The sequence below is a fragment of the Mariniflexile sp. AS56 genome, from assembly GCF_030552475.1.
Classification (GTDB): Bacteria; Bacteroidota; Bacteroidia; order Flavobacteriales; family Flavobacteriaceae; genus Mariniflexile.
Window position 1 is genome coordinate 83037 of the sequence record NZ_JAUPED010000007.1, and the last position, 15371, is coordinate 98407.

General features: G+C 33.7%; 11 protein-coding genes and 1 pseudogene. 8 read left to right on the forward strand and 4 right to left on the reverse strand.

The genetic code is table 11. The features are described from left to right. The first annotated feature begins 22 nt into the window (after positions 1-22). From Q5N74_RS09980 to Q5N74_RS10010, 7 genes are all read left to right on the forward strand, one after another. Positions 23-3493: a carbohydrate-binding protein gene (locus Q5N74_RS09980; RefSeq protein ID WP_304388650.1), complete on the forward strand. Its 3471-nt coding sequence runs from the start codon at positions 23-25 to the stop codon at positions 3491-3493. Positions 3494-3532: 39 nt separating this feature from the next. After that, on the forward strand, positions 3533-4225 hold the full coding sequence (locus Q5N74_RS09985) for a hypothetical protein (RefSeq protein WP_304388652.1): 693 nt from the start codon (positions 3533-3535) through the stop codon (positions 4223-4225). A 330-nt stretch (positions 4226-4555) separates the two neighbouring features. After that, complete coding sequence (locus Q5N74_RS09990; RefSeq protein ID WP_304388654.1) at positions 4556-6856, forward strand: right-handed parallel beta-helix repeat-containing protein; 2301 nt, start codon at positions 4556-4558, stop codon at positions 6854-6856. Between the two features lie 50 nt (positions 6857-6906). Then, positions 6907-7140, forward strand: a complete 234-nt coding sequence (locus Q5N74_RS09995; protein ID WP_304388655.1) for a hypothetical protein — start codon at positions 6907-6909, stop codon at positions 7138-7140. 564 nt (positions 7141-7704) lie between these two features. After that, positions 7705-7884, forward strand: a complete 180-nt coding sequence (locus Q5N74_RS10000; RefSeq protein ID WP_304388656.1) for a hypothetical protein — start codon at positions 7705-7707, stop codon at positions 7882-7884. Between the two features lie 93 nt (positions 7885-7977). Continuing rightward, complete coding sequence (locus Q5N74_RS10005; protein WP_304388657.1) at positions 7978-8403, forward strand: hypothetical protein; 426 nt, start codon at positions 7978-7980, stop codon at positions 8401-8403. A gap of 221 nt (positions 8404-8624) precedes the next feature. Further along, positions 8625-9980: a hypothetical protein gene (locus tag Q5N74_RS10010; protein WP_304388658.1), complete on the forward strand. Its 1356-nt coding sequence runs from the start codon at positions 8625-8627 to the stop codon at positions 9978-9980. Between the two features lie 378 nt (positions 9981-10358). On the opposite strand, the pseudogene Q5N74_RS10015 reads toward Q5N74_RS10010, so the two are convergent. From Q5N74_RS10015 to Q5N74_RS10025, 4 genes and pseudogenes are all read right to left on the reverse strand, one after another. After that, positions 10359-11405, reverse strand: a pseudogene (locus Q5N74_RS10015) (transposase). 44 nt (positions 11406-11449) lie between these two features. Next, complete coding sequence (locus tag Q5N74_RS10020) at positions 11450-11635, reverse strand: tyrosine-type recombinase/integrase (RefSeq protein ID WP_369686025.1); 186 nt, start codon at positions 11633-11635, stop codon at positions 11450-11452. 29 nt (positions 11636-11664) lie between these two features. Next, positions 11665-11886, reverse strand: coding sequence for a hypothetical protein (locus Q5N74_RS18975; protein WP_369686029.1), 222 nt, complete (start codon positions 11884-11886; stop codon positions 11665-11667). A gap of 401 nt (positions 11887-12287) precedes the next feature. Further along, entirely contained in the window at positions 12288-12410 is a 123-nt protein-coding gene (locus Q5N74_RS10025; protein WP_304388659.1) for a hypothetical protein, read from the reverse strand. Between the two features lie 270 nt (positions 12411-12680). Between Q5N74_RS10025 and Q5N74_RS10030 the strand changes: the two genes are divergently transcribed. Beyond that, positions 12681-15008, forward strand: coding sequence for a T9SS type A sorting domain-containing protein (locus Q5N74_RS10030; protein ID WP_304388660.1), 2328 nt, complete (start codon positions 12681-12683; stop codon positions 15006-15008). Positions 15009-15371 lie beyond the last annotated feature (363 nt).

The following is a 15371-nucleotide window of genomic DNA, read 5'->3' on the forward strand; positions in this document are numbered from 1 at the left end:
ATGCACAAATAATCTTCAAATTATGAAAATATTTAAATTCCGTTTAGTTGCTTCCATTTTAATTGTTTTAACTTTTTATGGCGAAATTTCAGGGCAGGCTATTTATGTGAGTCCTAATGGGAATGATTCTAATTCTGGTGGTATTTCGACACCAGTTAAAACTTTAAAAAAGGCTTTTGAAATGGTAGCTTCTAATAGCTCTATAAAAGGAGTGAATTTAAGAGAGGGGGTTTATAATATTGATCAGACTATTGATTTGAATAGCAATCATTCAGGAGCTCTGAACGATCCTTTAAAAATAAAAGCGTATCAAGAAGAAAAAGTTACAATAACATCTAATAAAGAGATTCCATTTGCTTCTTTTAAAAAATTAGAGGAGACGCCTTATATGGATAGATTACCAGTAAATTCACAAAGTCAGGTTTATGTAGCTAACCTTGCTAACGAAAGCTTTTTTGCAGGTCTTGATGAAGGTGACTATGGGTCATTATCATGGGATGGGTATGCGCTTCCTGTTGCCCAATGGCCAAATAAAGGTTTCGGTTATATAGAAACAATTACAGACGGAGGTCCTTTTGATAGATTTTTAGCTCCGGGAGAAAGCCCACCTGCCTATAGTTTTGAAAGCCCTTCGGGTGGAAAATTTATCATGGAAAATGGATGTGCAACAGATTTGACACTGTTAAATAATGATCTTATGGATTCTGAAGATATTGCTGTAGAAGGATATTTAAGTAATGACTGGTTTTACGATCGTAATTTTTTAGCTCGTGTAAATACTGAAACAAGAGAAATGCAACTGTTAAAGCATACAAGATATGGTATACAAGAACTTGGAAGTGTCCCTAGACGATTTAAGTTGATAAATGCCTTGTCTCAATTGGATATGCCAGGTGAGTGGTATTATGATAAAAAAAGAAAACAGTTGTTTATTTGGCCCTTACAACCAATTACACAGAGTAAGCCTATAGTACAAATAAATAATATTGTTTTGTTTAAAGGAAGTGGAATCAAGCATCTCAATTTTGAAAAAATAAATTTCACAGGCTTTGGTTTAGTTGCAATAGAAATTGATAATTCAGAATATATTAGTGTAAAAGGCTGTAGTTTTTCTTCATCAAAAAAAGGCCGTGGGATAAATTTAAAGAGAAATATATACGCTAGTATTACTGGTTGTGATTTTTTCGATTTATTTAATGCTTTTGCTATTGGTGGACGCGATGAAAATATATTGAGTTTGACTCAGGAACATAATGTGGCTACAAATAATCACATTTATAATTGTGAAATTAAAGGTTATGGGTTAATAGGCTTTGGAGGAGTAGGTGGTTATTTTGCTAATAATTTAATACACGATGTTAATGGAGGGCTTAGTTTTAGTGGAAATGACCATGTAATTGAATACAATGAAATATATAATGCAGGTTATTCTATGGGAGATTGGAATTCTATATACTTTGGCGGGGACATTGCTTTTTTTGGTAATAAAATTCAATATAATTTTTTTCATCATTTCCCTGAAACACCGGGAGCACATCCTGTAACAGCTGTTCGTGGAGATGATGGATGTTCAGGATTGTCAGTGTTAAATAATATATTCTATAAGACAGGAAGAGGTGGGGCGTCTGGTTCAGGACCTGATGTTCATATAGAAGGAAATGTTGGGATAGGGATTAATTATATTTGGGGATTAACTCAAACGCCTTATGAAAAAATATCTAAAGAGCAATTTCTTGCGGATAAAGTAGCAGAACACGAACAAATGCAATTGGATATTGCAGCAGGAACACTTTCGGTAAATGAGAAAAATAATTATTTAGGAAGAGCACAACTAGTCTTTGGTAAGGAGGGTTGGAAGAGCAATCAAATTTGGATTGATAAATATCCTAATTTTTCTAAAATATTTGATTTAACAGACCCAAATTCTCATCCATGGACACAATCCTATTCTACATTAGATAACAACTATATTTCTGGAGGTAAAGTACCTTATATAGATTATCATGGATATAATCCTAATAAAACATTAAATGATATTATTAATGGCATGCCAACAACTGCAAGTGTTGAGTCTCCGATTGCCTTCGATCCTGCTGTGGCCTTTGAAAACCCTTCAGTATTAGATTTTAGATTTAAAGATTCATTTGCACCCATGGCAGGTTTTGAAAAATGGGATTTTCAAAAAGTAGGTTTGGTAGTTGATGACTTTAGAAAAGAAGTACCTAATAAAAGTGAGTATAGAAATACAGTTAAAACAAAATATAATAATACGCCATCTTCAGGCGGAACTTTAGATTTGGCAGAAATAAATCTTCGTTATCCAGACCCAGCCTATTTAGGAGTCGTGACTCTAAGTAAAAATAAAATACCAGGTATTATTGAAGCAGAAAGTTATGATGAAGGATGCAATGGCGTCGCTTTTTTTGATGTTGATACTGCAAATAAAGGGAAGCAATATCGTTCTAACGCCGTTGATATAGAGGCTACTAATGATACAGATAGCGATTATGTGATAAGCTATATTTCTGATAACGAATGGCTTAACTATTCCGTAAATGTAGAAACAGCAGGAGAGTATAAGTTAGATGTTAGAGTTTCTTCACCGGTTTCTACAGGACAGTTTGTAATAAAATTTGATGATGTAAATAAAACCAATTCAGTAGTTGTTCCTTCTTCAGGAGGTTTTCAAAGTTGGAAAACTATTAGTGAGTTTGTAACACTTGAGGCAGGTACACAGATAATGCAATTTTATGTTGAAAAAGGTGGTTTTAATCTTAACTGGATAAAGTTAACTAAACTATCTGATGCAGGGGATGAAAGCTATAATATTAAAACAATAGGTGAGACCTGTTTAGATAAGAATAATGGACAAATAATAATTGTGGCTCAAGACCAGGGGGATTATGTTGCAAACTTTAATGGTTCTGATAATGACTTTACAAGAGAGTTGAGCTTAGAAAATCTACCTGCAGGAACTTATGATTTATGTATAACCAATACAGCAACAGGTATACAAAATTGTTATAGTTTAGAAATTGAATCTGGTACTTCCATTTCAGGAAAAACAAGTTCAGATAAAGGAAAAGTCTCAATAGAAATGACTCAAGGAACGGCTCCATATAACGTATCGGTAAATGGAAGATCTGTTCTGCAAACATCGTCCACACTTTTCTCTGTTGATGCTGGCTTTGGAGATGTTATAGAAGTTAAAACTAGTGTTCTGTGTGAAGGGACTTTAACCAAAGAAATAGACGGTATTATAAATGCCACCCCAAACCCAACAAAAGGTCGTTTTGAAATAGCATTATCAATATCATTAGATGTCATAACTGTAGAGCTTTACAATGTATATTCTCAGTTACTTTCAACGAAAGCATACAATGTAAAAGGAGGAAAGGTTGAGTTAGATATAAGTGATAAGCCTGCCGGAATATACTTTGCTGTTGTTCAGTTTAATAAAAAGCCTAAGACAATTAAAATAATAAAAGAATAAATTATGAAAAATATTATATTAAGATTTCTAGCTATTAGTTTGATAATTACTTCATGTAGTGGAGGAGGAGACGATCCGGATACATCAAATCCTGGAACAGATCCAGATCCAGGTTCAACTGTAAATAAAGCTCCTAATTCCCCTGTTTTAATAGGACCGACAGATAATCAATTGTGTATAAGCAATAATCTTGAATTTGATTGGTCAAATTCGATAGATCCAGATGGTGATGCTGTAAAGTATACGATGGAAGTTTCGAAGAATGCTGAATTTACACAAATAACACATAGTTTTAGTAATCTTTCTACTCCTACAAAAACAATTTCATTAGAAAAAGGAGTAGCTTATTACTGGAGAGTAAAAGCAGTTGATAGTAAAAATGCAAGTAGTTCATTCTCATCAGTATTTAACTTTTACACCGAAGGTTTTGGTAAAGAGAACCATTTACCGTCCTCTCCAACGTTAATTCAACCAGCTTTAAACATAACAACTCAAGGCACTTCAGCTTCATTAGTATGGGGAGCAACAGATGCGGATGGAGATGCACTTACTTTTGACGTGGTTTTAGATACTAGCAACCCTCCAACAGCAAGTATTGTTACAAATCATCCAGAGAAAAGCTACATAGCTTCTTCTTTGACTTCAGGAACAACATATTATTGGAAAGTAATAACTAAAGATAGTCATGGAGGAATAGCAGTAGGGCAAGTTTGGAGCTTTAAAACGGAGTAATCACAAGGTTGGAGACAATTGTATATTATATGAGTACAGTTTTAAGTTCTATCTACTTGAGATGCATTTTTTGTGGCGTCTATTCTGATATCAATCCTGCGGTAAACAACAGGTTATTTTGATTAAAAGATGTTTTCAACGAAATATTACTCCTTAATTTGAAATAAATAAAAATAAACCCGTCTAAATTAAAGCCATACGAGTCGAACGGTGATAGGCAATCTCTTTCAGAGAAAAACTACTGTACAGGTGAATTTTGTATTAGTTTATAAAAACAATAAACAATAAACAATGAAAAAATGTAATAGTAATTTATTAATGTTTCTATTTATGAACATGTTACTCGGGAATGTATATTCTCAGGAAGCATTAAATATATACCTATCTCCTAAAGGGAATGATTTTAATAGTGGTACAGTGGATTCTCCTGTAAATACATTGTCGGGTGCCAAAATACTTATTCAAAAATCAATTCAAGAAAAAAAATATAGAGAAGTCAATGTATTATTGGCAGATGGGGATTATAAAATTAAAGAAGAGGTTGTTTTTGATAGTTTATTGATGATGTCCAAAGATATTAAATTAAGTATTAAATCTAATGGCAAAGATAAAGCAACGATTTCTGGTGGTATGCGTATTCCGGCTTCTCTGTTTAAACCTGTTCGTTCTGATGTTTATGCGCGTTTGCACAAAAGTGCTGCTGGTAAAGTATATGTTGCTAATTTAAAAGGGGATGCTGCTGCTGGTGTTTTTAACGTGCTAGGAGAAGAAGGTGAAATTCATAAGAATCAGTCAGGCGATTTAATTTTACCTCCAAAATCCTCAGATTATAGTCTTTTAACTTGGAATGAATTTTCATTACAACTTGCACAATGGCCTAATCGAGGCTATTCACATATTAAAGAAGTTATTAAGGAAGGTCCTACAACGCGTTGGTTAAAACCAGAAGAAAGCCCAGCTCCTTATTCCTTAGAAAACCCTACAGGTGGTAAATTCAAAACTCATGAACAGACTGATTGGGCTAAGTGGGATGCCGAATTTAAAAAAAATGGACAGGTGGTAGTGCAAGGTTATTTGCATAATGATTGGTATTTTCAAAGCGAACGTATAGGAGCAATTGAAAATGGAGAAGTTCAGTTATTGCATCATACACGTTATGGTGTGGTGGATAGTCAAAAAGGGATACCACGTCGCGCTCGCGTAGTTAACATGTTGTGTGAATTGGATCAGCCCGGTGAATGGTATTTTGATATACAGGAGAAGAAGTTGTACTTATGGCCAATTAGTGCTATGAAATCGTCAGTTAATATCTCCGTTGCAGGAGGCGGTAATATGTTACGTTTCGACCAACTTAGTAATGTGAGTATTGAGAATATTGTATTTCAGAATGGTGGTGAACTCGCTATCGGTATTAATGGAGGTGAAAATAATAAAGTTGTAGGATGTGATTTTCGCAATTTTGTAAAAAAAGGAGTTGATATTAATGGCGGAAAGAATAATGGTATTGTTGCATGTACATTTAAAGGTTTATACAGTGCTGCCTCAATTAGTGGAGGCGATCGCAAAACATTAGAAGCATGTAATAATTATTTCATCAATAACGAAATTGCCGAATGTCGTTTACGTGGTTATGGAGTCGTGGGTATTCATGGTGTAGGTATTGAGTGTTCTCATAATTTATTTCACACAATGAATGGAGCACTTATTTTTAAAGGTAACGATATTACTATTGAGTATAATGAGTTCTATAATATGGGTTGGGAAATGGGTGATTGGAATGCTTGTTATACAGGATCTGACTGGGCCTCTTTTGGGAATAAATTTCAATACAATTTCATTCATCACTTGATGGAAACCCCAGGAGCTTACCCAGTGGAAGGTGTGCGTAATGATGATCTTGGAATGGGTGTGGCATTTAATAGTAATGTATTTTATAAATCAGGTAGAGGAAGTATTGCCTTCTCTGGTGCAGGTAACGATTGTAGGAATAATATAGCTTTAGAGACAACAACTGTATGGCAAGCCTTTTATGCGTCAAAGGACGTAGATAAAGTTAGAGCAGAATGGGAAAAACGACGTGCTTATGATGATGGTATAAAGCGTCGAGGTGATAAGGAAGATAACCTTTGGCGTGCAGAACAGAACTATGGTAAGATGGGATGGCTATTTGAACCCTATAAATCTAAATATCTTACTCTAAAAAAAATCATGAATGACGGGAATCCTTTTGCCCCATCATTTGGAGTAATCAATAAAAACTATGTACAAGAGTCTAGTATGTCAACTAGTGGCTCGAACAAAGGAGGATTATATATGCACGGTTGTACAGTGGAAGATTTACCTATAACTACTAGTTGGGAATATCCTAAACCCATTACTATGGACGCTTTTGTAGATGCATCGACACTTAATTTCAAGATGAAGGATGATTTTCAACCAATGGTAGGGTTTGATAAAATTCCGTTTGAAGAGATTGGTTTGTTTATTGATAATTACCGTCGTTCAATGCCCGATAAAGATAAATATAGAAAAGCCATTAAAAAGCGTTTCGATGGTGTAAAATCTAACGGTGGTCGTTACGATATGAAGACAGCGTATAAAAGATATCCATTGCCAATCTATTTAGAATAAAGAAAATATAATACAATCTGAATTTAAGTTAAACTCTTTTTTATTTTAATATGAAATCACAATTTTTATTTTTCATTTTTATCGCTTTTTGCTCACAAATTGTAGCAGCGCAAATAACGTCTCAAGTTTTCTATGTAGAGTTGAAAAAAGGACAAACTGTTTCGCAAAATCCAATTAAGGAATACCATCAAGAATCTATAATTAAAGCAGACAAGAAGATTGTTGTTTATCTAGAAATTCAATTCCAAACCATTGAAGGCATAGTAGGGGCCTGGAATGTCTAATTTTGTTGGTACACTTTTAAGTGAATAAATTAACTTAGCAAAATGGGTAGAATAGTTTATAATCAAAGCTTTAAAAAAGGACTCTCCGTTCTATGATTATGAAATCGATCACATTGAAATCTTAGGCTCAAACGAAAAAATTGAATATAAAATTACTGCCGATGGTCTTAAAATAACAATTCCAGACGAAGTGAATATTTCAGAATATGCGACTTCCTTTAAAATTGTAGCAGGCGATTTAATGTATGCTTCTTTAAATGAGAGATAAAAAATTAATTAAATTGTTTGAGAGACATAACAAAGAATTTATTAACATTTATATTAGTAAGTTTTTTTACTTCGTGTAGTGTTAGAAATGACATAAAAATTAAAACATTTCATTTAGAAATCGTATTCAATGCTAATGAAACTATAATAAGCGTGAAATTTGATAGTAGAAAAGAAATACCAGATATAGCAGGTTCATCAACATTCATACTCTGTGGTATTAATTAAGTCCACATTACAATACGTGGTATAAGGGGAATGCTCTTTACTTATCTGGTAAATGGAAATTGTTTGAACATGGCTTATTTAAATTTAGGAAAACAGACACAATATGGTCATGCTATTTCGGTCACTGAAGCTCCTTTGGAACTTTTTTTAGATAACAAACCGATGACTTTAGAGAGATATCCTAGTAAAGGAAGTTTTGTTTTGGATATTGAAACAGATAAATTAAATAGAAGAAAATTTAAGCAGTAAATAGAAGTAGCTCTTGGATTATGCCATTGGAGTTATAAAAATGTTGTAAGCAGGCTAACTAAACCGATAAAAACTATTTTAAAAAATCACAATATGAGTTCAAAAAGAAAAAAAATACTTTTGATTTTAACTGGAATTATATTGTTGATTTCTTTTAGTCCAATAACTTACTTCAATGCTCGTACTAATATTGAAACTAACAATAAGAAAAATCACAAACATTACGGTTCAACAACAAAACATTATACTTATAAAAAAGGAATATCCTTTAATGAAAAAGAAAATGAATTGGAAAATGACGGTAGATTTAAAGTCACTAAATCTTCAATGCTAAATTTTGGAATTTATTCAATATTCGCTAAAGAAATATCTTTTGAAAGAGTGATTAATAATGAAACGGTCAAGACACTTATAAAAGCAGAAAGTGAGATTTGGGGGTTAGGACAATCAAATCTAAAAAAAAACAATTTTAATGACATTATTAAAGATAGAATTGACGAAATATACCTAGAAAACTGAATGAAGTGCGTTTGACCAATTAAAGTCCAGCTTACGAGACAGTATATGAAAAATTGCTACTTTTTGCTTAATCAATGTGAATTGCTTGTTTGCTTGCATCTGATTTTCCTTCGGAAAATCCTCGCACATAAACACGCAACTTTCCAAGATATTATACATAAACGATAGTCACAAGCTTGAACTATGGCTCAATTTTAAACTAAAACTAAAGCAATAAAAAAATGATAAAAACGTACGCCATATTTATACTTTTAATAGCAGAAATTATAATGTGTAATGTATCTTATTCACAAGAATTAGTTGTACCTATTGATTGGGGAAACTTTAAAAAAGATAATCCTAGCCAAGAGTTTTTATTGAGTTCAAAACTTATAGCAAATGCCGGTAGATACTCCTATACATGGGCAAACGATTTCTACAAATCTTCTGAAACTAATGACATGTTTATTATTGAAAATGTCAATAAAGAACAACCGATTCGTACACCATCAAGTGCCGCATTAGGATTAGCTGTAGCAATTAAGACAGGAATAGAACCACAATTAATGGGAGGTTCTTATTATGAAATTGAAAAGACAATTATAAAACTCGTTAAAGGGGTTGTCATAAACCACAAAGCTAATGGAGGAAAATGGGGAGACCACTGGCAATCAACTTTATGGGTAGCGCAGATTGCACGTGCGGGCTGGATGCTTTGGGATAAATTAGATAAAAACACTCAAGAGATGCTATGTAAAGCATTGATATACGAAGCAAATAGACATATTTTTCCTGCTTATAAAATTGAGTACTGGAACGGAGAAGGAGGAAACTCTCGTGCAGAAGAAAACTCCTGGGATTCTATGCCGCTTCAGTTAGCCATTGCCATGATGCCCTATCATCCAAATGTAAAAGACTGGAAAGAAGTTTGCAGTAGATTACTTATTAGCGCTTATTCGGTAAAGAATGATATGAGTAAAACCAAGCCTAAATTAGATGGAAAATCACCAAAAGAGTGGTTAGACGGCTACAATGTTCGTGAAGACGGTATTGTTATAAATCACAACATATTACATAATGACTATATGGTTTCTATTGCTCATTTACAGATGTCTGGATTTCTAGTGTTTTCCTTAGCACAACAAAAAGTTCCTCAGACATTGGATCACAACTTTAGATTTATTTATAAAACCCTAGTTAGCAAGAAATTTATGGCCCCGCCTTATAAGGCACCAGGAGGAACGATGTATATCCCGGAAAGTCCTGAACAATATTACCCCGAAGGAACAGATTGGTCAAAGTATAGATATGCTTGTTATTATGGTATGGATGCTCTAGTGGATATTTTAAAATATGACAAGAAGTTACCAAAAGCAGCAGAATGGAGAAAATTAAGGGCGGAAAGAATATTAGAACTACAATCTCGACATGAAGACGGCCGAATGTATGAGAAAGGGGAATATGATAATTATTGGGGTAAAGAACAAATGGTATTCTGGATGATGGCAGATGCTCACATGTTACAATGGCTGGCAGACAAGGACGCATTGTCGAAAAAAAGTAATTGGCTTAGGCACAAATACTTAATGCTTAACTAAAAAATGATAAACAATCTTTATCGTTTAAAACCGTCTGTGCCTAATAACTAAGATTTCGTTTTGCCAATAGGCTAAAAATGAATTCTGCGTTGAGGAATCTGGTTAATTTGACGTACTATGGGTAAAACGATGCGTTTAGGGAAGGCTATTTGGTGGTCTTGATGGAATTGATGTGATCAAAATGTTTAACGTTCACTTGTTTACTAACATTTTTGGGTGATTTTTTTAGTGGTTTTAATTTGCGTTTTCTGCGTTTTATCACTTCGTTTTATCACTTCGTTTTAAAGTTAAGCCATAGCAGAGCTAGGCCGCTTTTGCAGATGTAATGGTAGTTAATTAGTTAGTTATATTCATTAACTTAGGCTTTAGTAAAACGTGCTAATTGTCGGTTGGCCCACGGTCATTAAACAACAAAATGGTATGCAGTCTTCCCTTTTTACAAACAGGACATTGGCGGTGTAAAACGGGGTTGTCTGTTTTAATTGGTTCTATTTTTACGGTAGCTAGTTCAGCTTGTAGTTTTGGCAATTTCTTTTTCTTCCAACTGCTGCTTAAAATCCCATAATGCCGGATGCGGGTAAATCTTTTTGGTAAAATATGTAAAGTAAAACACGTTATAAACTCCCCACTCAATACCGTTAAATTGGTTTTCTTACCACCACGACGGTAATCTTTGGCAGTGAAGGAGACTTGCTTATTTTTACTATCAATATTTGTATCCCTATGGTTTTCAATGGCTCTTTGGTGGATATAACTGCATAAGTATTCTATCACATATTTTGGACTTCTAAAAGGCTCTTTGGCATAAACCACGCACTTTTTTCGGAATACGTCATTGTAAATTTTCTGAGGAATTTTTAAATCACTTTTTCTGAGATCTGCTATATACTTAGCTCGAAACACCTGGCTCATGGATTTAACATTGAAGAGGTATTTGCCCTTGTTCTTGGCTGTTTTTCATTGTCCCGATTGACTTAAATTACCTCTTGGAACCATGCAGTACAAGTGCGGGTGTAAACTCATGATCTGACCTCAAGTATGCAGTACCGCAATCATGCCAATGCTACCACCCAAGTGTTTGGGATTGTTACCAAATTGCTGCAAAGTCTGCCATGCTGCCTTAGACAAATTGCCATACACTATTTTGCAGTGGTTTAGCGCATAGCTATTAAACTCGCTTGGAAGGGTAAATACTAGATGAAAATAAGGTACATTTAAAAGTTCGCCTTCTCGTGCCCGAATCCATTCTTCGCGTTTATGTCCTTGGCAAGTTGGGCAGTGTCTGTTCCTGCAACTGTTGTAACTAATCTGTAAGGCGTGGTAACAATCGCATTTATCAATGTGTCCGCCCATCGCTTTGGTACGGCACCTGGTCTACAAAGCTCGGTAATGCCACGAAGTTAAGCTCAAACTTTTAAGTTGCAGCTATTCCATCTCTAAAATGTCCGCCACCGTATGTCGGGGACTCATTAATCGTAGAGTTTGTCCAGTGCAGAATACTTCGAACCACTGGGCGGATTGTCCACCCCGAAAATACGGAGCAGGCTATGCAGATAGGTTAGCGTCATTTCAATATGCGCATGCCCTAAAAGTTCTTTTAGGCAAACAATATTAACGCCATATTCCAACAAATGTGTGGCAAAAATATGGCGCAAGTTGTGGTCGGTTATTTTCTTTGAGCTGCCTATTTTACTGCGGTTTCCCTAATGATCCAGCCAATACCATTGGTGGTTAATCCTTGAGTTTCTCCATCTTTGGTAACCTGAAGGTTGAAAAGATATATTTGAGAATTTTCAATTTTAATGTATGTTTTAAGTCTTCTAATTAAGAATATTCTTAAAGGTCCATAACGGTCAATCTTCCCTGTTTTCTTGGGAATAAATACTGTTTTTCGAGCAAAATCAATGTCTGACCACTTTAAGTTGCAAAGTTAGTGGCTATGAAGTGTGCAACCCTAAAGCATCCCAATAATTATTTTCTTGAACTATAAGTAAGTGGCTTTTAGGGTTCTAAACAACCTATCTTCCCACTTTAACTGTGTCTAATTCAGCCTCTAATAAAAAATATAATTTTCGAGTATCTAAGCGTGGAATCTTTATGCGCAATTAATGACTTGTTGGGCTAAATGTTTCTTAAGTATTCTTGCTTTTTCGTCCTATAATAAACCTGTCAATTCATTCCCCAAGTAATCTGCGGAAGAAACAATTGTTTTTTGTGTTTGTTAGCGATAGTATTCGACAACTTTGGTGTGTAATTTATTTTCTTATTTGGGTAACGTATTTATTTTCAATCATTTCAACGATCGTATCAAAAAATAATAACTTTTTTATCGGCTCTCTCAGCAAGATGTTCTGCCCTAGCTTTTTTCTTTTCAAGAGGCTTCACTTTACTCTCTAATTCAATAATTCTTTGTTCTGATGTTTTTGTCATGGTACTTAAAGATAAATTTTCCCAATCAAAGGCGCAATTTTTTTATTCCATTGAGTTATTTGGCTCGTAATTGAACATCATCAATGAGATGAGCATCTAATCGATTTTTTGAACCACTTGAAGCTTAAAAGAAAACGATTAATCTTTTTAGTTTTTTTTTAAATAGAAACCGAACAAATTAGTAGTTAAATTAGGAATATTTGTCTCTATATATAAAGTTCTTTATTAGTTTCTTTGGTAACTATATTCAACATAAATTATACAAATATTATGACAGTAAAATTGATATCTCTAAAAGGTTTATTCTTATTATTTATTTTAAGTTTTAATAATTTAATAGCAAAAAACAATTTAAATTATGAAAACACATATTATCAACAAGAGTCTTTAATTATCGAGGCTTTACCTAATAATTTATCCGATAATTTATCAATACCTATTACCTATTTAGGAGAACTATTGACTTTAGAACTTGAGAGAAGTTCTGTTTATGGTCATAATACTAGAATTTTAGTAGATAACGGGACAGGAAAGTTAATTGAAGTGGAAAAAACTGAAGAATGTACATACACAGGGTATGTTAAAGAACATTTAGGATATTATGTTAATGCTGTTATTACTCCAAAAGGTTTAATTGCTACTATAATTAAATCTAGAGATGAAAAAATAGAAATAAGACCGCTATTAGAAGATAAAAAGACTCATGAAATTTTTACTATTAAAACAGAAAAACCACACACACCTACTTATGAAGTTGTAAAAAGGGAATATTCTAATTCTGTAGTTCAAAATAAAAATTTAACGTGGGATCTTTTTTCCAATAATTTAAAGAAAATAATATTAGAAAAAAAACCAAAAACGCAGGGTGCTACTTTAGTCCCAACAACAGTAATGGATGTTCTTGAATATGAAATAGGAGTAGAAATTGGATCGAGATCATTCCTGGCGGAGGCTTATAATGGAGATTTAGCCATTGCTCAAGCTTCTGCACAATCAATTATTGGAAACCTTAATAGGCGTTATCTTCCTGGTGCTGGAGTTAAATTCACACTTGGTACTGTTATAATTAGAACAAATGCGAGTACTGATCCATTAAGAGATTTAGTGACAGGTACTGGAACAGCCTCTACTGCAAATTCAAGTCTTGCAGCTTTTAAAGATTACTGGAATAATAATCCAGACGAAGTTGGCACAACTCACGATATAGCTGTATATCACGTAAAATCAGCTCCGTCTGGTTTGGCTTATGTTAATAATGTAGGAACTTCTAATAGATATGGTACTATGGGAGGAAATGGAGCTACCAGTTGGGCCGATGGAACAGCCGTGCATGAAGTAGGTCATATTTGGAACCTCAGACACACGAGTAGTTCTGGTATCTTTTATGAAAATAGACCAAGAGTTGATGCCGGTGCGACTAGTTCAGGAGGAAGAGATTATACTATCAGCGTTATGCATGGATCAGGAAATCATAATATAGGAAGGTTCTCTACAGAAGAAGCTCAGGTTGTTAGAGAGGTGCTTAATAGAAAACGCGCTATTGGAAACTCACCATCAAACTTAGGTGAAATAAAACCATTTGGTGTATACGATAGGTTTTTTATGGAATCTAATGACCCTATTACTATAGATGTTGTTTCAAATGATTATGATGTTAATAATGATGTTTTAGATGTTAGGGTTTTAGATCAAGTTAGTAACTTAGGGGGCACTATTAGTCTCTCTACCGGTACTGGCCCAGGAGGAAGAAATGAGCTTATTTATACACCACCTGTATCTGGCCTTAATGGGCAAGATTTTTTCCATTATACCGTTTTTGATACATCGGGACTTACCGATTTTGGAGCTGTTTATGTCACACGTGAAGCCTCCCTTTTTAATGAGAATAGTGATGAATTCAGATTTGATTTAGGTACAAAAACATCAGCTCTTTGGCCTGGTTATGATAGAGTACATGCAACAACTTCTAATGATTTATACGGATGGGTTGATTCTACCAATTTAAGTGATAGAGATAGAGGAACTGATGGAGGAGCTAATAACCTTAATAGAGATTTGTGTCATTCTTCTGAACCTGCAACATTTGAAACAAAAGTGCAAAATGGTAAATGGAAGGTACTTATTACATTTGGAGATACTTTTTCTCATGATGAGATATATGTTAAAGCAGAAGGTGTGGATAAAGTAGTAGGTGTCGATGTCACACCAAATATATATTTTAATGAAATATTTGAAGTAGATGTAGCAGATGGCAAGTTGTCGTTAGAGTTCTCAGATCGAGGAGGCAGTGATAGTAATTGGGTGGCTACTAGAATTTGGTTAACTTATTTGGGTACTTTAAGTGTAGAGAATAATGGTATTGAAGATGTTTTTTCTGTTTATCCAAATCCTACAAATTCCATTTTGAATATAAAAATTAACGGAAATAGAAGTGGTTCACTGTCAATTGTAGATGTATTAGGCAATGTGGTGTATACAAAAAAAGAATTAGAAAATATGGAAACAGTAATAGATGTCAGCCATTGGGCAAAAGGAACTTATTTTATCACTTATGAAAGAGAAGCAATCGAAATCACAAAAAAAATTATAATTCATTAATTATTTTAAAAAGCCAAAGTAAAGGAGGTTGTTCCAATGATTATAAAGATTAACTAAGAATAAATGATAAGCAAAAATTAATCAAGTAAGCAATAATGTAATTGCTAAGCTTTAATTAGTAACTTTAAATAATAAATTATCTGTATCGCTTTTCTAGAAAGTGACAGTTGTATTTCTTGAAAATTGTTTAGTAATCCAAATAATGGTGATATTTGTTTATAAATATAGATTTGCTGATTATGAAGAATCCAGTACGGTGGGAGGTTTTTAAAATCTTAAAATGAATTTATATAATTTATAAAAATGAAAGATATACAAAATAAACTTAATAGAATATTAAAGAAAATGAAAACATTAAAAATT